18 protein-coding genes and 1 tRNA gene are annotated in these 16,912 nt (G+C 49.6%); 16 read left to right on the plus strand and 3 right to left on the minus strand.

Translation table 11 applies throughout. The annotated features are described in order from the left end of the window. Nucleotides 1-14 precede the first annotated feature (14 nt). Nucleotides 15-1,031, minus strand: coding sequence for a CAF17-like 4Fe-4S cluster assembly/insertion protein YgfZ (gene ygfZ, locus ACY2RR_RS23225; RefSeq protein ID WP_490110586.1), 1,017 nt, complete (start codon nt 1,029-1,031; stop codon nt 15-17). A 161-nt stretch (nt 1,032-1,192) separates the two neighbouring features. On the opposite strand from ygfZ, the gene ACY2RR_RS23230 reads away from it, so the two are divergent. Both ACY2RR_RS23230 and ACY2RR_RS23235 read left to right on the plus strand, forming a co-directional pair. Then, nucleotides 1,193-1,477, plus strand: coding sequence for an FAD assembly factor SdhE (locus ACY2RR_RS23230; RefSeq protein ID WP_490110587.1), 285 nt, complete (start codon nt 1,193-1,195; stop codon nt 1,475-1,477). Further along, nucleotides 1,474-1,902, plus strand: a complete 429-nt coding sequence (locus ACY2RR_RS23235; protein ID WP_490110588.1) for a protein YgfX — start codon at nt 1,474-1,476, stop codon at nt 1,900-1,902. Before ACY2RR_RS23230 ends, ACY2RR_RS23235 begins: the two co-directional genes overlap by 4 nt. A gap of 6 nt (nt 1,903-1,908) precedes the next feature. Here ACY2RR_RS23235 and nadB read toward each other — a convergent pair whose 3' ends face one another. Next, a complete protein-coding gene (nadB, locus tag ACY2RR_RS23240; protein WP_490110589.1) occupies nt 1,909-3,513 on the minus strand; it encodes an L-aspartate oxidase in 1,605 nt (534 codons plus the stop codon). A gap of 364 nt (nt 3,514-3,877) precedes the next feature. Here nadB and rpoE point away from each other — a divergent pair, with 364 nt between their 5' ends. The 13 genes from rpoE (at nt 3,878) to acpS (ending at nt 15,444) form a co-directional block, all read left to right on the plus strand. Next, nucleotides 3,878-4,465 (plus strand): RNA polymerase sigma factor RpoE, encoded by a 588-nt coding sequence (rpoE, locus tag ACY2RR_RS23245; protein ID WP_490110590.1) that lies wholly within the window; start codon nt 3,878-3,880, stop codon nt 4,463-4,465. Between the two features lie 72 nt (nt 4,466-4,537). After that, entirely contained in the window at nt 4,538-5,251 is a 714-nt protein-coding gene (locus ACY2RR_RS23250) for a sigma-E factor negative regulatory protein (protein ID WP_490110591.1), read from the plus strand. A 64-nt stretch (nt 5,252-5,315) separates the two neighbouring features. After that, nucleotides 5,316-6,383 (plus strand): MucB/RseB C-terminal domain-containing protein, encoded by a 1,068-nt coding sequence (locus tag ACY2RR_RS23255; RefSeq protein WP_490110592.1) that lies wholly within the window; start codon nt 5,316-5,318, stop codon nt 6,381-6,383. Nucleotides 6,384-6,471: 88 nt separating this feature from the next. Further along, nucleotides 6,472-6,930: a SoxR reducing system RseC family protein gene (locus ACY2RR_RS23260; protein WP_490110593.1), complete on the plus strand. Its 459-nt coding sequence runs from the start codon at nt 6,472-6,474 to the stop codon at nt 6,928-6,930. Between the two features lie 66 nt (nt 6,931-6,996). Further along, nucleotides 6,997-8,454: a DegQ family serine endoprotease gene (locus ACY2RR_RS23265; protein WP_490110594.1), complete on the plus strand. Its 1,458-nt coding sequence runs from the start codon at nt 6,997-6,999 to the stop codon at nt 8,452-8,454. A 186-nt stretch (nt 8,455-8,640) separates the two neighbouring features. Further along, nucleotides 8,641-10,440, plus strand: coding sequence for a translation elongation factor 4 (lepA, locus tag ACY2RR_RS23270; protein WP_490110595.1), 1,800 nt, complete (start codon nt 8,641-8,643; stop codon nt 10,438-10,440). 115 nt (nt 10,441-10,555) lie between these two features. Next, nucleotides 10,556-11,392, plus strand: a complete 837-nt coding sequence (gene lepB, locus ACY2RR_RS23275; protein ID WP_490110596.1) for a signal peptidase I — start codon at nt 10,556-10,558, stop codon at nt 11,390-11,392. Between the two features lie 105 nt (nt 11,393-11,497). Next, nucleotides 11,498-11,863: a DUF4845 domain-containing protein gene (locus tag ACY2RR_RS23280; RefSeq protein WP_490110604.1), complete on the plus strand. Its 366-nt coding sequence runs from the start codon at nt 11,498-11,500 to the stop codon at nt 11,861-11,863. Then, on the plus strand, nt 11,860-12,546 hold the full coding sequence (gene rnc, locus ACY2RR_RS23285) for a ribonuclease III (protein ID WP_490110597.1): 687 nt from the start codon (nt 11,860-11,862) through the stop codon (nt 12,544-12,546). The genes ACY2RR_RS23280 and rnc overlap by 4 nt, the downstream gene beginning before the upstream one ends. Beyond that, nucleotides 12,543-13,454: a GTPase Era gene (gene era / locus ACY2RR_RS23290; protein WP_490110598.1), complete on the plus strand. Its 912-nt coding sequence runs from the start codon at nt 12,543-12,545 to the stop codon at nt 13,452-13,454. Before rnc ends, era begins: the two co-directional genes overlap by 4 nt. 41 nt (nt 13,455-13,495) lie before the next feature. After that, nucleotides 13,496-14,218 carry a DNA repair protein RecO gene (gene recO / locus ACY2RR_RS23295; protein ID WP_490110599.1) on the plus strand — a complete coding sequence of 241 codons (723 nt, stop codon included), beginning with the start codon at nt 13,496-13,498 and terminating at the stop codon, nt 14,216-14,218. A 93-nt stretch (nt 14,219-14,311) separates the two neighbouring features. Continuing rightward, entirely contained in the window at nt 14,312-15,070 is a 759-nt protein-coding gene (gene pdxJ / locus ACY2RR_RS23300; RefSeq protein ID WP_490110600.1) for a pyridoxine 5'-phosphate synthase, read from the plus strand. Further along, nucleotides 15,067-15,444 (plus strand): holo-ACP synthase, encoded by a 378-nt coding sequence (acpS, locus tag ACY2RR_RS23305; protein WP_490110601.1) that lies wholly within the window; start codon nt 15,067-15,069, stop codon nt 15,442-15,444. Before pdxJ ends, acpS begins: the two co-directional genes overlap by 4 nt. 10 nt (nt 15,445-15,454) lie before the next feature. Here acpS and rdgC read toward each other — a convergent pair whose 3' ends face one another. Beyond that, nucleotides 15,455-16,429 (minus strand): recombination-associated protein RdgC, encoded by a 975-nt coding sequence (gene rdgC, locus ACY2RR_RS23310; protein ID WP_490110602.1) that lies wholly within the window; start codon nt 16,427-16,429, stop codon nt 15,455-15,457. Nucleotides 16,430-16,742: 313 nt separating this feature from the next. Between rdgC and ACY2RR_RS23315 the strand changes: the two genes are divergently transcribed. Next, nucleotides 16,743-16,818 (plus strand) — tRNA-Val (locus ACY2RR_RS23315). Nucleotides 16,819-16,912 lie beyond the last annotated feature (94 nt).

Raw genomic sequence — 16,912 nt, forward strand, 5'->3', positions numbered from 1 at the left:
AATGCTTTGAGATTTCAGTCTTCTACTGGGTAGGGAAGATCTTGCAGTTGTAGCGCTTGGTCGGATTCTGCGAGGGTCAGCTCGACTGCTGTATCATCCTTACGTACAACTGCCAGCAGCTCGATATGGTTTTGGCCTGCAGACGGAATTGCTGCAACAACATCTCCGGTTTTATTGCCGCTTTGGTTGTTAATGGCAGAACCAGTAGCTGGTAAATCTTGCCCTTCAAGAGTGAAGCGGTACATGCGGCTTTTCAGTTTACCCAGATATTTCATGCGCGCCACAATTTCCTGGCCGGTGTAGCAGCCCTTTTTAAAGGAAACGCCGTCGATAGCCTGCCAGTTCAGGTGTTGGGGAATCCAGGCATCTCTGGATGCTTCGGTTACCCAGGCAATACCGTCCTGAATATCACTTAACTGCCACTCTGTGGTTGATACGACAGCTGCTTTGGCGGCAAGTTTTTCCCATACCTTCCGTGCCTGTTCAGGTTTAATCCAGAGCTCATAGCGCTGGCTAAAGCTGGAGGCAATAAATGCCAGACCATGCTCATTTTCTGTAATGGCACCAGCTTCCGGAGCTTGGCCAAACAGCTCTGTCAATAACTCAGAAGCCTTATCTCCAGCAAGGCCGAGTCGAACCCATTCATCGTTTTGCTGATTGATGGATACTGTGCGGAAGAACATAGCGTACTTCTTCAGGTGTTCATGCAGTGCGTCACTCTGATCCGCCGGAAGGTTGAAGATAAGGTCATCGTTGTGGGCAACGACTCTGAAATTGGCAACCATTCGGCCTTTTGGCGTGCAGCAGGCTCCGAGAGTTGTTTGGCCATTGCCCAGTTTCTCGACATCACAGGTCAGTTGACCCTGAAGAAACTTTCGATTTTCTTTTCCGGAAAAAGTCAGCAAGTGCTGATGTCCGAGCAGAGTCAGCCAGGTACCTTCGGTGCTGTTGGCTGATGCTGAAGTAATCATGCCGTGGCTAACGGCAATGTTCTGGCTCTCAAGCCATGTGTGCCACTCATTACTGGTCATTTTGAAACATCAATGTCTCTGGTGGGCGATGAGGCCATGATAGTGGATTTTAGCCAGCTCTTCCCAGCCCCTTGTTGGCTTTGTGGGTATAAACCCTTGTGGTGGAGTCTGGGCTCCCTATAATGAGGCAGCATAATAAGGGCCTGCTTCAGGATTTGCAGATGGCTAAACAAACAGCACAACCAACACAAGAAGAAATGAACCGCCTTTTCTGGCACAGCCGCCGTGGCATGCTGGAGCTGGATGTTCTTCTGGTTCCGTTTTCTAAAGAGGTTTATCCAAGCCTGAGTGAAGAAGATAAAGCCTGTTATAACGAGCTGTTAGCTTGTGAAGATGCAGATCTGTTCGTCTGGTTTATGAACAAAGAAGAGCCAGAAGACAAGCGTCTTGCAGCGATGGTGGAAAAAATCATTGAGCGCTCCCGTTCTCTTCCCCCTGTGCATTGAGCGAATTTTCTATTGATCTGAAGCTCGGCCAGTCTGTCATTTGGCTCAGGCTGGCTCTCGGGGTTCATATCTCTGCTGCTGTTATTCCTCTCTTCTCCGCTATAGCGTTCTGGTTTTTACTGGCTTGGCCTTTTATTGCTCTCTCCTTCTTTTACTTATTTCGTAGAGATTTCAGGCGTTGCTCTTCTAAGTCGGTGAGGTCAGTGCGGTTTTATCGTGGCTCATGGAAATTGCAGTCTGCTAAAGGCGAATGGCTTGATGCTGAGCCCGTTGGTGAGCAGTTAATTACGTCGTTTTTAACGACGCTGTCTTTTCGGGTAGACTGTGGCGGAAATGTAGAGCGAAGAAGTGTTGTTATTTTTAAAGATTCTGTACCTCCGGAGCCTTTTCGTCAGCTCCGGGTGTATCTTTTACTGGGTGGTTAAATACGCTCAAATAGAAGGATTTAAAATGGTGTCAGCAACTGCTGGCAGCTTCTCTGGATAATCCCTGGTGAAGTGAAGCCCACGGGACTCACGCCTTGATAAGGCACTCTCGATAATAAGTTCTGCCACTTGGGCTAGATTTCTCAGCTCAATAAAGTCACTGCTGATTCGGTGGTGACTATAAAACTCATTAATCTCCCTCTGCAGAAGAGAAATGCGGTTTCTCGCCCTGAGAAGGCGTTTTGTTGTTCTAACAATACCTACGTAATCCCACATAAACCGACGCAGTTCATCCCAGTTGTGGCTGATGACAACATCCTCATCAGAATCTGTCACCAGACTGGCATCCCAGGCGGGAACCTTTATATCTATAAGAGGAGCATCGAGTTGTGACTCTATATGGCTTGCAGCAGAACGGGCATAAACCAGGCATTCCAGAAGGGAATTGCTAGCCAGACGGTTTGCCCCGTGAAGACCTGTGTAGCTGGTTTCACCAATAGCATAAAGCCCATCAATATCTGTCCGGCCTTCATGGTTAACCAGCAGGCCTCCGCAGGTATAGTGAGAGGCAGGAACAACCGGGATAGGCTCTTTGGTGATATCAATGCCCAGTTCTTTGCAGCGGTTATAAATACCTGGGAAGTGATCTTTGATAAACGCAGAAGGTTTGTGGCTGATGTCCAGATAAACACAATCTGCTCCCAGACGCTTCATTTCATGGTCGATGGCTCTGGCGACAATATCCCGTGGAGCTAATTCTCCCCGCTCATCAAAACGATGCATGAACTGTGAGCCGTCCGGCAGCAGCAGTTTGCCGCCTTCACCACGTACAGCCTCTGTAATTAGGAATGATCTGGCATCGGGGTGATAGAGGCAGGTTGGGTGGAACTGATTGAATTCCATATTGGCAACCCGGCATCCGGCCCGCCAGCCCATAGCAATACCATCTCCGGACGCGCTGTCGTCATTGCTGGTATAAAGGTAAGTCTTGCTGGCTCCCCCAGTGGCCAATACCACGGACTTTGCCCGGAACAGATTGACAATGTTGTTGTCAATATCCAGCGCATAAGCGCCTATGCAGCGGTTACAGCCAGTTACGCCCAGTTTGCTGGTGGTAATCAGGTCAATGGCCAGATGATTTTCAAGCAGGTCTATTGAAGGGTGGTTTTTAGCATTTTCCAACAGGGTATTGCCGATAGCGAGCCCTGTGGTATCTGCGGCATGGATGATACGGCGCTGGCTGTGGCCGCCTTCGCGGGTGAGGTGATAGTCTTCACCGTTGCTATTACGGGTGAAAGGTACACCTTTATCAATCATCCACTGAATGGCAGCAGGGCCATTTTTAATGGTGAAGCGAACAGCTGGCTCTTGGCATAGACCGGCGCCGGCATTAAGGGTATCGCTGACATGTTGATCAACGGAGTCGCTATCCGTTAACACGGCAGCAACTCCTCCCTGCGCTTTCCAGGTAGCGCCTGCTTCCAGTGACCGTTTGCTGAGCACGGCGACTCTGGCTGTTTCGGCAAGATGCAAAGCCAGAGTAAGGCCGGCAGCGCCACTGCCAATAACCAGGGCGTCGTAATGAAATTCGCGTTGCGTGTCTGCTGGCATAGAAGAAAACGGTGCTATCGAAAAGTTGTGCTGAGTTGCATAATGTTTTTGCTAGAGTGAATCTTAAGGCACAGATGTATCAGAGGAAATGATTTGAATACCATATTCATTGGTATTTTGCTTTCTGGATAGATTTTGCTGAGGAAGTTTCACCGCAGACCGCAGTTACTCGAGTGTTTTTATCGAAATTAGTCTGGTGTTTTACGGGTAAATTGCAGGTGTCTGTCATCGGAATTTCACAAAATTGAAAAAAATGAATCAAATCATGGAACTTTTTGTTAGCTCTACTGTCTACTGTGTTAGATCGGGGCGAATGCTTTTTGGCTTAGGCTCTATAGCTCGCCAAAAACGTTGAGGGCAGCATATGGCAAGTGCACCTGAAACCGATCAGCAGCTGGTTGAACGGGTTCGCAAGGGGGATAAACGTGCATTCGACCTCCTTGTTATTAAATACCAGCACAAGATTCTTGGTCTTGTAGGCAGTTACGTCCACGACTTTCAGGAAGTCCAGGACGTAACCCAGGAAGCTTTTATCAAGGCATTCCGGGCTATGGGGCAGTTTCGCGGAGACAGTGCGTTCTATACATGGTTGTACAGAATCGCTATCAACACCGCGAAGAATCACCTGGTATCCAAGGGCAGAAGGCCCCCGGATACGGATGTGGATGTCTACGACGCTGAGTCCTATGACAATACCTATCCACTGAAGGATCTCGAGACTCCCGAGAACAACCTTCAGAAGAACCAGGTGGAAGAAGCAATTTTCGGGGTGATTAAAAGCCTGCCGGATGAATTGAGAACGGCAGTGACCCTGAGGGAATTTGAAGGCCTGAGTTATGAAGAAATAGCACAGGTTATGGATTGTCCGGTCGGAACGGTTCGCTCTCGAATCTTCCGTGCCCGGGAGGCGATCGACAGAGTGATTAAACCTCTGTTGAACCGGACAGCTTAATGTATTGAGTATTTTGGCCCTTTTTGGCTGCTGGGGGATGAGTGAAACTGATAATGACCAGTGAGGTGTCCTATGAGTGATACCAGCAAAAAGACCCAACAGCATCTGCGCGAATCTCTCTCCGCGCTGATGGATGGTGAAGCCAATGAGTTCGAAATGCACAGAGTGCTGGAACAACTTGGTGAGGATCGGGACCTCAGGGATGCGGCTTTAGGCTACCAGCGTATCGGCGAAGCTATTCGCCATGAAAGTAATGACTTTTCCGGTGTGGATCTTTCCAGCTCAATCAGTGCTGCTCTTGCAGACGAGCCTGTTCCCGAGATGGAAACAGCATCACCAGCATCTAATGTGCATTCCATCAATAGTCGTAAGGGATGGTTCGCCAACCTTGGTCGCCTGGCTGTGGCAGCTTCTGTGGCGGCAGCTACAGTGGTTGGTGTGCAGACTTGGAATGTAGCGAACCGCAACGATGCTGATCTTGGTGGCGTTGAGGTGGCTGCGGTAACCGCGCCGGTTCAGGCTCCGGTTAATGTACCTTCCGGCAATCTGCCATCTGCGGATATGTTTGGCGCCAGAGGTTTGCAGGCAGGTCTGGGAATCAACCAGTCAGGTATGACACCTGAACAGATGAATCAGGCTCGCGTTTATGCAGACCGGGTTGCCCAGAGTCGTTTCCGCGCTTATATGCTGGAGCACGCTGAACAGACCACGGCCAGTGAAGGTCATGGCATTGTGCCATTTGTACGGGCTGCCAGTTTTGAAATCACTCCTGGAGCTTCTGAATAGAAGCTCCGGGTGTTCCCACCCTGTTTATGCAGGGATGTACGGATTTGACTGAATAGAGATATTTATGGGTAAAGGAAAACTCGGCTCTGCAGTAAGTGATTTTTCAACTGCCATTTTGTTTTCTGCGGCTCTTTTCAGTTGCAGCCTGTTTCTGGCCTCTTCTACAAGTTATGCGGCTTCAGAGGTCAGCCCTTCTTCTCCAAAGACTGTTCCCGCCCTTGCAGCGCCAGCCGACTGGCTAATGCGTATGGTTTCGGCGCCAGATCGTATTTCTTACCGTGGGGTATTAATTTACGAGAATGCGGCTGGTCTGATGACATTTCGCGTGTTTCACAAGCCTACTGACAAGAATATTCTCGAACGCCTGATATACCAGGATGGGCCTTACCGGGAAATTGTTCGGAAAGGTGATCAGGTTGCGTTTATTCGCCCGGATGGGGATGTCAGCCGTTTCCACTCTGAAGGTATGAGTGCGCTGATCGAGCGGATTGCGAATTTTCAAGATGACTTGCGACGGTCTTATCGGCTCTTGTTTGGTGGTGAAGACCGTGTGGCTGGAAGAAAGGTTCTGCGCATAGATGTTCAGCCCAGAGATAATCACCGTTACGGTTTTGCTCTCTGGCTGGATCAGGAAACCGGACTTTTGCTGCGTTCAGAAATGATTGGAGAGAAAGGTGCAGTTCTTGAGCGTATGCAATTCGCTGACTTTTCCGTACAAGAAACAATTCCTTCAAAAGATCTAGAACCTTCTCAGGCGGTAACCTGGGTTAAGAAAGAAACAGTTGCTAATAAGCCGAATTCAACCGAAGTCCGCCCATCGGGTTGGGATGCAGGCTGGATTCCAGCCGGTTTTGAGGCGACAGGCTATAACCGAATCGATAGCCCGGTCTCCAAACAGAAGGTAGACAGTGTTCTCTACAGTGATGGTCTTTCTGCGTTTTCTGTTTTTGTTGAAGAAGATGAGTCCCGCGTACTTGGTCCGGCGTCAGAACAGATTGGTGCAACGTCTGCTGTTTCCAGGGTCTTTCGAAAGGGAGATACCTATTATAATGTCACGGTTATCGGTGAAGTGCCTTTGGGCACAGCGGAACGTGTAGCTGTGTCTGTTAAACCTCAAAGAGATGAAGGCTAGTTTTCCTAAACTGTGTCTTCATCGGTTGGATAAGAAAAGAGGCCGCACTCCTTCCTGAGTGGATCACCTTAAGTAGATTTAGAGCATCATGATTGAAGAATGTGGTCGTATAGTCAAAGTCGATAAAGACTTTGTCTGGGTAGAGACTCTCCGAAAAAGTACCTGTGGTAGCTGTCAGGCGCAAAACACCTGTGGCCATGGGATTATGAGCCGATTAAAGCCTTCTCGCAGTCATGCCTATATTCGTGCAGCCAATCGTTACCCCTTAAGTGAAGGGGATGAGGTTACGATTGCTCTGGCTGAAGATGCCGTTGTATCAGCCTCTTTCCTTGTTTATCTGGTTCCACTCCTGCTTCTCATCCTTTGTGCTTTTGTTTGCACGGAGTTGAAGCTGGCTGAGCCAATAGTGATTTTATCAAGCCTGTCAGGTCTATTGGCAGGATTTGGTTTTGTGCACTGGTGGACAGCTCGCGCAAAAGTAGAGAGCAAATACCAGCCAGAGGTGTTGTACTGGCATGTACCGCTTTCTACTCCAGAAAGCTCCTGAAAGGATATGCCCCCGGGAGTGATCCCTAGAAACTTCAATGATTGTTCATTACGGGAAATAGCATTCATGATTCAAGATGGATCCCGCCTGATCTTAAAACGGTCAGAAGCGTTGTTATTCAGTTTGGGGATGGCACTGCTCTGTGCCTTTTTGCTGACGGCAAAGCCAGCAGTTGCTGGCAATCTTCCAGATTTTTCCACTTTGGCGGAGAACGCTTCTCCGGCAATTGTAAATATCAGTACCATGACTAAGCCTAAGCGTGATCGCGGGCAGATGTATGGTCCATACGGCGAAGAACTGCCGGAAATCCTTCGTCGTTACTTTGGCTTCCAGATTCCTGATGAGCGAGGTGGTGCTCCACGGGAAGAATCCCGCCCTCAGCCACAGTCACTGGGATCAGGTTTTATTATTTCCAAAGATGGTTATGTGCTGACCAACAACCATGTTGTAGACGGTGCGGATGAAATTATTGTCCGCCTGAACGACCGCAGTGAATACAAAGCTAAATTGGTTGGTGCAGATAAGAAGTCTGACCTGGCGCTGCTGAAAGTGGAAGGGAAGAATCTTCCCGCAGTAAAGATCGGTGATTCCGATACCCTTAAGCCTGGCCAGTGGGTGTTTGCTATTGGTTCTCCCTTTGGATTTGATTACTCGGTGACCAAGGGAATTATCAGCGCCCTTAATCGCAGCCTGCCTACTGAAAACTATGTTCCCTTTATTCAGACAGATGTGCCTATTAATCCCGGTAACTCCGGTGGTCCGCTGTTGAATATGGATGGGGAGGTTGTTGGTATTAACTCCCAGATTTACACCCGTTCCGGTGGCTTCATGGGCTTGTCTTTCGCCATTCCTATTGATGATGCAATGGACGTTGCCCGCCAGCTCAGAGAGGATGGACATGTTAGCCGCGGCTGGTTGGGAGTGATGATTCAGGACGTTGATCGAAACCTGGCTGAATCTTTTGGTCTGAAGCGTCCTCATGGAGCTCTTCTGAGTCAGGTGCTGCCTGACGGACCTGCTGCCAAGGGCGGTCTGCAGGCTGGTGATATTATTACTCGCTTCAATGGTCGGGAAATTAAATTTTCCAGTGATCTGCCCATTGCCGTTGGTCGTGCGCCCGTTGGCAAGAAAGTTGATGTTGTCTTGATGCGTCGTGGCAAGGAACAAGCTCTCAGTGTAACTGTTGGTGAGTTGCCTAATGAGAAAACGGGTTCCGTTCGCAGCAGCGTGCGTGCCGACAATCGTTTAGGTATTTCTGTCACTAACCTGGACGACGGCGCTCGTGCACGTCTGGGGTTGGAAGATGGTGTCAAGGGTGTTGTGGTTACGGAAGTGGGTACAGGGGTTGGCCGTGCTTATGGTCTGCGTAGTGGTGATGTGATTACCCATATCAACCATGAGGAAGCATCCGGTACGGAAGCCTATAAGAAGATAACCAGCTCTTTACCGGTTGATAAAACCATCTCCATGCGCCTGATTCGCAGGGGAGTACCCGGCTTTATTACCTTCCGACTGTCTGATTGATCCTGATAGCGGCAAACAGGCAAATACGGTAAACTTCAAGTCATATTACTGTTTACATTACCAACCCGCAGCCAATGCTGCGGGTTGGCTTGTTAGGGGGGAGAGCTTAAATCGCCTTACTGAATCCCCCCAGAGATAAACCGGAGATTGTGTTGCCCAAATGGGGCTAACGCTGAGTGACTGACGGTGAGCGACCTGAAAAATATTCGTAACTTTTCCATTATTGCCCATATCGACCATGGTAAATCCACTCTGGCTGATCGTTTTATCCAGGATTGTGGTGGTCTGAGTGATCGTGAAATGCAGGCGCAGGTGCTTGATTCCATGGAGCTCGAACGTGAGCGTGGTATCACCATCAAAGCCCAAAGCGTAACACTGGACTATAAAGCTCTGGATGGAGAAACCTATCAGCTGAACTTTATCGACACTCCTGGGCACGTAGACTTCTCTTACGAGGTTTCCCGTTCTCTGGCAGCCTGTGAAGGTGCTCTGCTGGTTGTTGATGCCGCTCAGGGTGTTGAAGCTCAGTCTGTAGCCAATTGCTACACCGCGATTGAGCAGGGGCTGGAGGTAATGCCAGTTCTGAATAAGATGGATTTGCCGCAGGCTGAGCCAGAGCGTGTTGCTCAGGAAATTGAAGAAATTATCGGTATTGATGCGACTGATGCCGTTCAGTGTTCTGCGAAGAGCGGCCTGGGCGTTCAGGATGTTCTTGAGCGGCTGGTGAAAACCATCCCGGCACCGGAAGGTAATCGTGACGGTGAGCTGCAGGCGCTGATTATTGATTCCTGGTTCGATAACTACCTTGGCATTGTTTCCCTGGTGCGGGTCGTGAACGGAACCCTGCGCAAGGGTGACAAGATGTTCGTTATGTCTACCAAAGAGACCCATCAGGTAGACGATATCGGTATCTTCACGCCGAAGCGGGAATCTACTGGCGTTCTTCAGGCCGGTGAAGTTGGTTATGTTGTGGCCGGTATCAAGGACATCCATGGCGCGCCTGTCGGCGATACCCTGACCCATACCAAAACTCAGGGTGTGGGCGCTCTGCCAGGTTTTCAGACAGTAAAACCTCAGGTTTATGCTGGTCTGTTCCCGGTCAGCTCCGATGACTTTGAAAACTTCCGTGAAGCATTGGAAAAGCTCAGCCTGAACGATGCCTCCCTGTTCTATGAACCTGAATCCAGTGATGCTCTGGGCTTTGGCTTCCGCTGTGGCTTCCTGGGTATGCTCCATATGGAGATCATTCAGGAGCGTCTCGAGCGTGAGTACAATCTGGATCTGATCACTACGGCGCCTACGGTAATCTATCAGGTGCTGATGAAGAACGGTGATACCATTGAAGTGGATAATCCTTCTCGCCTGCCTGATCCGGGTGGTATCGATGAAATCCGTGAGCCCATTGTTCGTGCCAACATTCTGGTACCACAAGATTATCTGGGTAATGTCATCAGCCTTTGTGTTGAGAGACGTGGTATTCAAAAGGATATGCAGTTTACCGGTGGGCAGGTTTCCCTGGCTTACGACCTGCCAATGAGTGAAGTGGTACTGGACTTCTTTGACCGACTGAAGTCAGTGAGTCGCGGCTTTGCCTCTCTGGACTATAGTTTTGACCGTTTCGAAGCGGCCAACATGGTCAAGATGGATATTCTGATCAATGGCGAGAAAGTGGATGCCCTTGCGCTGATTCTGCACAAGGACAACTCCCATGGCCGTGGTCGTGACCTGACGGCGAAGATGAAGGAAATTATTCCTCGCCAGATGTTCGATGTGGCTATTCAGGCTGCTCTGGGTGGCCAGATTGTTGCCAGAACCACTGTTAAGGCTCTGCGCAAGAATGTAACAGCCAAGTGTTATGGTGGTGATGTTTCCCGTAAGCGTAAGCTGTTGGAGAAGCAGAAAGCCGGTAAGAAGCGCATGAAGCAGGTTGGCCGGGTGGAAATTCCACAGGATGCTTTCCTTGCAGTACTGAAAGTCGACAAATAAACAGCTGGTACTGTTTGATCCTGAGGATGGGTTTTGCAGTAGCGGTAGCCATAAGTGGAGGAACGCCTCTTCAGTAGAGGCCTCCTTCATGAGAAAAAGGGCATAACGAAACGTGATGGATTTAAATTTTCCTCTGATTCTGGTGGTGCTGGTTTTTGCCACAGGTCTGGTTGCACTGATAGACCGTCTTGCACTGGCACCACGGCGTATGAGGGCTGTGGAGCAGTATCGGGATCGTGTTGATGTTCCTGATGAGTCCACACTGGAAGACCTTGAGCGCGAACCGGTTCTGGTTGAGTCTTCAAAGTCTGTTTTTCCTGTTCTTTTACTCGTGCTGGTGCTGCGTTCGTTTCTGTATGAACCTTTCCAGATTCCTTCTGGCTCCATGCTGCCAACGTTGGAAGTGGGTGATTTTATTCTGGTGAATAAATACACCTATGGTTTGCGTTTGCCGGTGGTCGGCACCAAGGTGCTGTCTGTGAACGATCCTCAGCGCGGAGATGTGATGGTGTTCAAGGAACCAGCCAATCCGAATATTAATTTCATTAAACGGGTTGTCGGAGTTCCGGGAGATACGATTCGTTATGCCAATAAAACACTCTATGTGAATGGTGAGCGGGTTTCCGAGAGTTTTATTGGTGAGCGCCTTGACGACTATGACAAGCGTTTTGGTACTCGCCCTGTTTATCGAATTTATGATGAGACAATTGGCAGTGTCACCCACGAAATTCGTAAGGATATGATGATCCCTAACCGCCGTGCGGAAGGTGAGTGGGTTGTCCCCGAAGGCAATTATTTCGTAATGGGCGATAACCGAGATCGCAGTAATGACAGCCGCTTCTGGGGTTTTGTGCCCGACTCCCTTGTTGTGGGTAAAGCCGTTTATATATGGATGCACTGGCCAAGCTGGACGGATATTCCCAACTTCCGTAACAATGGTCCCGTAGAATAAACTGTTCCAGTTGTGATAGAGGCGACATTTCAAGCTTTTGTATGAGCTTCGAAATAAGGAAGAATCGCCCATAACCAGAATAAAAAGGGGATCGCCGTGAAAACAATGCAAACCCAAAAGGGAGCTTCGGCTCTCGGGGTGCTGTGCTATACAGTGGCAGGGTTATTCTGTTTGATGGTGCTGTTTAAGATAGTACCGGTGTATATGGATAACCTTTCTGTGCGGTCTGTTCTGAACTCTTTGGATGAACGCTCCAATATTCGCCAGGCTCGGGCTAGAGATGTAAGAGACTGGATTGGTAAAGGGTTTCAGATTAACAGCATCCGGGGTGTTCCCGGTGATGCTATTCAGGTTCGCCAGGAGGGAGCTTTTCTGGTGGCCGATGTGAATTATGAGCGCCGTATCGATTTGATTTCCAATATCGATGTCGTGATAACTTTTGAGAACAGCTGGAAAATCAAACAGCAGTGAAATCTTCGTTAGACAAGCTGGAACGCAAGTTAGGGTACTCCTTCAAAGATCCTGATCTCGCAGTTCTGGCGTTAACACACCGCAGTTGTGGCGGTCGCAACAACGAACGTCTGGAGTTCCTCGGGGATTCCATCGTTAACTTTCTGATTGCTGAAGACCTCTTTCAGCGCTTTCCTGAAGCCCGCGAAGGGCAGCTGAGCCGCCTGCGTGCGCGTATGGTGCGTGGGCAGACTCTGGCAGAGCTGGCCCGTGAGTTTGGTTTAGGTGATTTCCTGCTACTGGGCTCTGGTGAGCTTAAGAGCGGAGGCTTTCGCCGGGAATCCATTCTGGCAGATGTTGTAGAAGCTCTGCTGGGTGCGATTTATCTGGACTCCGGTATGGAAGCCTGCCGTGAGCGTGTGCAGGTATGGTACGCCTCGCGTCTGAGCTCCCTATCTGTGACCGATCAACACAACAAAGATCCCAAAACCCGTTTGCAGGAGCACCTTCAGTCTCGCCAGCAAAAGCTGCCAGATTACGAGCTTTTGAGCATTGAAGGTAAAGCCCATGCCCAGACCTTCAAGGTTTGCTGTCATGTTGAAGGTTTGTCCGATACAGAAGGAACAGGCAGCAGTCGACGTATTGCTGAACAGCAGTCCGCCCGCAGAGCTTTGGTCTCTCTGGGTGTGGAGGTAGAAGAATGATTGAGCAGGCCGTTTCCCAGGGGCGTTGTGGTTATGTGGCTATTATCGGCCGCCCCAATGTTGGTAAGTCTACGCTGCTGAACAGGATTCTTGGCCAGAAGCTGAGTATTACGTCCCGTAAGCCCCAGACTACCCGTCACCAGATTCATGGTATTAAAACCGAAGGTGATGTGCAGGCGATCTATGTGGATACGCCAGGAATGCACCTGGGTGCTGAAAAGGCTATTAACCGTTATATGAACCGGGCAGCAACATCTTCTCTGGCTGATGTGGATGTGATCGTATTTCTGGTTGATCGTCTGCGCTGGACCGAAGAAGACGAGATGGTTCTTGAGAAAATCAAGAATGCCAAGGCACCGGTTATTCTGGTAGTTAACAAAGTTGATCGTCTGGGTGATAAAGAAGACCTGATTCCCTGGCTGGATGATCTGTCCCGCAAGATGGACTTTGCTCATATCGTTCCTATGGCCGCCAAAAATGGTCACAACGTTGATCGTTTGGAGCGACTGGTAAACGGCTTTCTGCCGGAGAGTGTGCACTTCTTTGGTGATGACCAGATTACTGATCGCAGTTCTCGTTTCCTTGCAGCTGAGCTGGTACGTGAGAAGGTTATGCGTCAGTTGGGCGATGAGCTGCCTTACCAGATCACTGTTGAAATTGAAGATTTCAAAGATGTTGATGGTGTTCTGCATATCGGCGCTTTGCTGTTGGTTGAGCGCCCGGGGCAGAAGAAAATTGTTATCGGTGATAAAGGTTCTCGCCTGAAAACTATCGGTCGTGACGCCCGCCTTGATATGGAAAAGCTGTTCGATAGCAAGGTAATGCTGAACCTGTGGGTGAAAGTGCGCAGCGGCTGGTCTGATGACGAGCGTGCACTGGCAAGCCTGGGTTATAACGATCTGGCGTAATCGCTACACATCTATGGCAGAACTCATTCAGGGAGTGAAAAATGCTGGCGCGTTCAGTTGATCTTCAGCCTGCATGGGTTCTGCATACCCGCCCTTATAAAGAATCAAGCCTGCTGGTTGATCTGTTAACCTGGGATCATGGTCGAGTATCTGTGGTTGCCAATGGTGCCAGAGGTTCGGCAACCAAAAAAGGCAAACCCCGCCGCGGACAACTGCTTCAACCTTTTGCTGAGCTGTTGATAAGTTGGACCGGAAAAACAGAGCTGAAAACCCTGAAAGCCCTTGAGCAGCAACGAGTGCATACTCTAATGGGGGCACGGTTGTTTAGTGGTTTGTATGCCAATGAGCTTTTGCAGCGGTTGATGCAGCCCTGGCAGCCTGTTGATGGTATCCCTGAATTGTATCAATGGTTGCTGGAGCACCTTGCTGCGGATGCTTGTCTCGAATCCGTCCTGCGACTGTTTGAAAAACAACTTCTGGATTCTCTGGGGTATGGATTGCCTCTCGGTTTTGAGGCTGGTTCCGGGGGAGATATCCGCACAGATGCCTGCTATCGCTACGATCATGAAAATGGCTTCTGGCTACTCCCAGCAAACAGTTCTGTAACACCTAACAGTTTCTCCGGAAAAGTCTTAAATGAACTGGCTGAAGGTCATGTCTCTGAATCTTCGCTGCCAGAGTTAAAGCGGCTGATGAGAATGGCTATTCATCCACTCTTGGGCGAAAAAGCGTTACGGAGTCGGGAGCTGTTTCGAGCACCTTAATCTATCTATACGCTTTTAACAGAGTGTCATTGCCAGTTTCTGTGTATTATCAAACACCATACATAAACCTGTAGAACGAATAACGAGTAAGGCATGATCCCGATTAATAGAATTTTGCTTGGCGTTAATATTGATCACATCGCTACGCTGCGTCAGGCTCGGGGAACCAGTTATCCTGACCCTGTTAAGGCTGCTCTGGATGCCGAACAGGCTGGTGCTGATGGTATTACTTTGCATCTGCGTGAAGATCGTCGCCATATTCAGGATCATGATGTTTATCGCCTGAAAGACCTTCTGCAAACCCGCATGAACCTCGAAATGGCTGTGACAGATGAAATGCTGGCCATCGCTGAAGAGGTGAAACCTTCCCATGTTTGTCTGGTTCCTGAAAAGCGCGAAGAACTGACCACTGAAGGTGGGTTGGATGTTGCTGGTCAGGAGGATCGTATCCGTGTTGCCTGCGAGCGTATGGCTGAAGTCGGTGTGAAAGTGTCATTGTTTATTGATGCCGATGAAGCGCAGATTAAGGCAGCCAAGCGTTGTGGCGCTCCCTTTATTGAGCTGCACACTGGCGCTTATGCTGATGCGGAAACCGATGAAGAACGTAACACCGAGCTCGATCGTATTCGTAAAGGTGTTGAGCTGGGTATTGAGGAAGGCTTGATCGTAAATGCCGGTCACGGTCTGAACTACCAGAACGTTGAGCCTGTTGCTGCAATTCCCGGTATCTGTGAGCTGAATATTGGCCACGCTATTATGGGGCGAGCCATGTTTACTGGCCTGCCTGAAGCTGTGCGTGAAATGCGCGCTTTGATGATTGATGCTTCCCGCTACCAGCAGGTATCCCAGTGATAGCTGGTATCGGCACCGATATTGTTGCTATAGCGAGAATAGAAAAGGCGCTGGAGCGTTCCGGTGAACGTTTTGCCCGCCGTATTCTCACAGATAATGAATACCAGATTTTTCAGCAGAGAAACTGTTCGGCGATTTATCTCGCCAGCCGCTTTGCGGCCAAAGAGGCGGCATCAAAGGCTTTGGGAACTGGTATTGGCAAGGTGTCGTTTCAGGATCTAGAAGTTTTCAGTCTGGAATCCGGAGCTCCGGTTCTGACCCTGAAAGGTGCTGCTTTGGAGTTGCAGAAGCAACGCAATATTTCTGGTGTACATATCAGCCTCTCTGATGAGGCTGAATATGCTCAGGCATTTGTTGTGCTCGAATCGGAATAAATGAAGCGCCTTAAAATGGCGCTTCTTCTTCCTGTTCTGAAGAAATTGTGGCCTTGGTTTCCCAGGCTTTTTCTTCTTTCTCTTCTTCACCGCCCATCACTACTACCAACTCTTTCAGGAATTCAGCAAGGGTTCCGGCCATAAGGGTGAAATCTGCATCAAAACTGCTGGCTTCATCTTCCGCATTCAAGGCTTCAGATTGCTCCTGCAGAGTGTCGGTGAACTTCAGGCGGCGAATCAGGAAGTCATCACTAATAATGCAGGATAAAGCTTCATTCCAGTGAATTGCCAGTTTGCTGACCTGCATACCAGTGTTGAGGTGATTGATGATTTCGTCGGCCAGTACATCGTGGCGTTTGCAGCGAATAGTACCGCCATCTTCACCGAGGTCTTTCAGTTCGCACTCATCACCCAAGGTCATGGAACTGGGTAGCGTAGCAGCCTGTTGTTCCAGCCATTGAGTCATGGTGGCCGCAGGAGAATTGGCAAGCGCGGGTGGCACAACGGGCAGGGAGCCAAGAGCGCTTCTCAACGTGCTGGTCAGTTCTTCGGCCTTTCGGAAGCTGCTGGCATCAACAATCAGCCATCCACCACAGGTATCTATATAAGCACGGGTAACGCCTGAGCGGGTAAATGCTCGGGGTAGCAGATCGAGGGTGGTTTCATCCTTAATCTGATCTTTCTCTTTTTTGAAAACCTTACGACCCTGATCAGCTTCTATCTGTTCAACCTTCTGGTTAACAGCCTCCCGTACGACGCTGGCGGGCAGAATGCGTTCTTCTTTCTTTGCGGCCAGGGTGATGAAGCTGCCGCTCTGGTGAATCAGGGTTTCACCGCCGGGAACTGGGGAGATCCAGCCGTAGGATGACAGTTCAGTTTTGCCGCAGGGGCGGAACGGTTGCTCGCTTAGTCCTTCTTCGAGTGTTTCAGCGGTAATGTCGATGTTCTGGCTGAAACGATAAAGGACAAGGTTTTTAAACCACATAAAGAAGCTCCGGCGGGTATGTTTTCCATATTTGTTGCTCAGTTTGGCAGGGTCGGGTTCTTAGTTCCATAGCTGCTTCTTTATAGATAGCCCCTGTTCAGAGGAATGGTTGGAGGCATACGACAGATGTATAGAGTCCCGGGAGTCCTGCAATCCAACATAAGCTTCGGAAATGAAAGGGATATTCCTATTGCACATGGTGCAGGATGCTGCTTATAATGCGCGCCGTCTTCACGCAGTAATACACGCATTCAAGCGAGTGAAACTGAAACCTTTCAGGAGTTCCCAAGGGAATAACTGGAAAGGAAAGATTGGGTGATTAGCTCAGCTGGGAGAGCATCTGCCTTACAAGCAGAGGGTCGGCGGTTCGATCCCGTCATCACCCACCAATTTTCGCAAGTTTCATAATACGTGATTTTGCGGATATGCGGACCGGTAGTTCAGTTGGTTAGAATGCCGGCCTGTCACGCCGGAGGTCGCGGG

Source organism: Parendozoicomonas sp. 2304DJ65-17 (genome assembly GCF_058148445.1).

Excerpts from the sequence above, each read along its gene's own strand:
- ygfZ (WP_490110586.1), bottom strand. The coding sequence starts at position 1,031 with ATGACCAGTAATGAGTGGCACACATGGCTTGAGAGCCAGAACATTGCC.
- ACY2RR_RS23230 (WP_490110587.1), top strand. The coding sequence starts at position 1,193 with ATGGCTAAACAAACAGCACAACCAACACAAGAAGAAATGAACCGCCTT.
- nadB (WP_490110589.1), bottom strand. The coding sequence starts at position 3,513 with ATGCCAGCAGACACGCAACGCGAATTTCATTACGACGCCCTGGTTATT.
- rpoE (WP_490110590.1), top strand. The coding sequence starts at position 3,878 with ATGGCAAGTGCACCTGAAACCGATCAGCAGCTGGTTGAACGGGTTCGC.
- ACY2RR_RS23250 (WP_490110591.1), top strand. The coding sequence starts at position 4,538 with ATGAGTGATACCAGCAAAAAGACCCAACAGCATCTGCGCGAATCTCTC.
- ACY2RR_RS23255 (WP_490110592.1), top strand. The coding sequence starts at position 5,316 with ATGGGTAAAGGAAAACTCGGCTCTGCAGTAAGTGATTTTTCAACTGCC.
- ACY2RR_RS23260 (WP_490110593.1), top strand. The coding sequence starts at position 6,472 with ATGATTGAAGAATGTGGTCGTATAGTCAAAGTCGATAAAGACTTTGTC.
- ACY2RR_RS23265 (WP_490110594.1), top strand. The coding sequence starts at position 6,997 with ATGATTCAAGATGGATCCCGCCTGATCTTAAAACGGTCAGAAGCGTTG.
- lepB (WP_490110596.1), top strand. The coding sequence starts at position 10,556 with ATGGATTTAAATTTTCCTCTGATTCTGGTGGTGCTGGTTTTTGCCACA.
- ACY2RR_RS23280 (WP_490110604.1), top strand. The coding sequence starts at position 11,498 with ATGCAAACCCAAAAGGGAGCTTCGGCTCTCGGGGTGCTGTGCTATACA.
- era (WP_490110598.1), top strand. The coding sequence starts at position 12,543 with ATGATTGAGCAGGCCGTTTCCCAGGGGCGTTGTGGTTATGTGGCTATT.
- recO (WP_490110599.1), top strand. The coding sequence starts at position 13,496 with ATGCTGGCGCGTTCAGTTGATCTTCAGCCTGCATGGGTTCTGCATACC.
- pdxJ (WP_490110600.1), top strand. The coding sequence starts at position 14,312 with ATGATCCCGATTAATAGAATTTTGCTTGGCGTTAATATTGATCACATC.
- rdgC (WP_490110602.1), bottom strand. The coding sequence starts at position 16,429 with ATGTGGTTTAAAAACCTTGTCCTTTATCGTTTCAGCCAGAACATCGAC.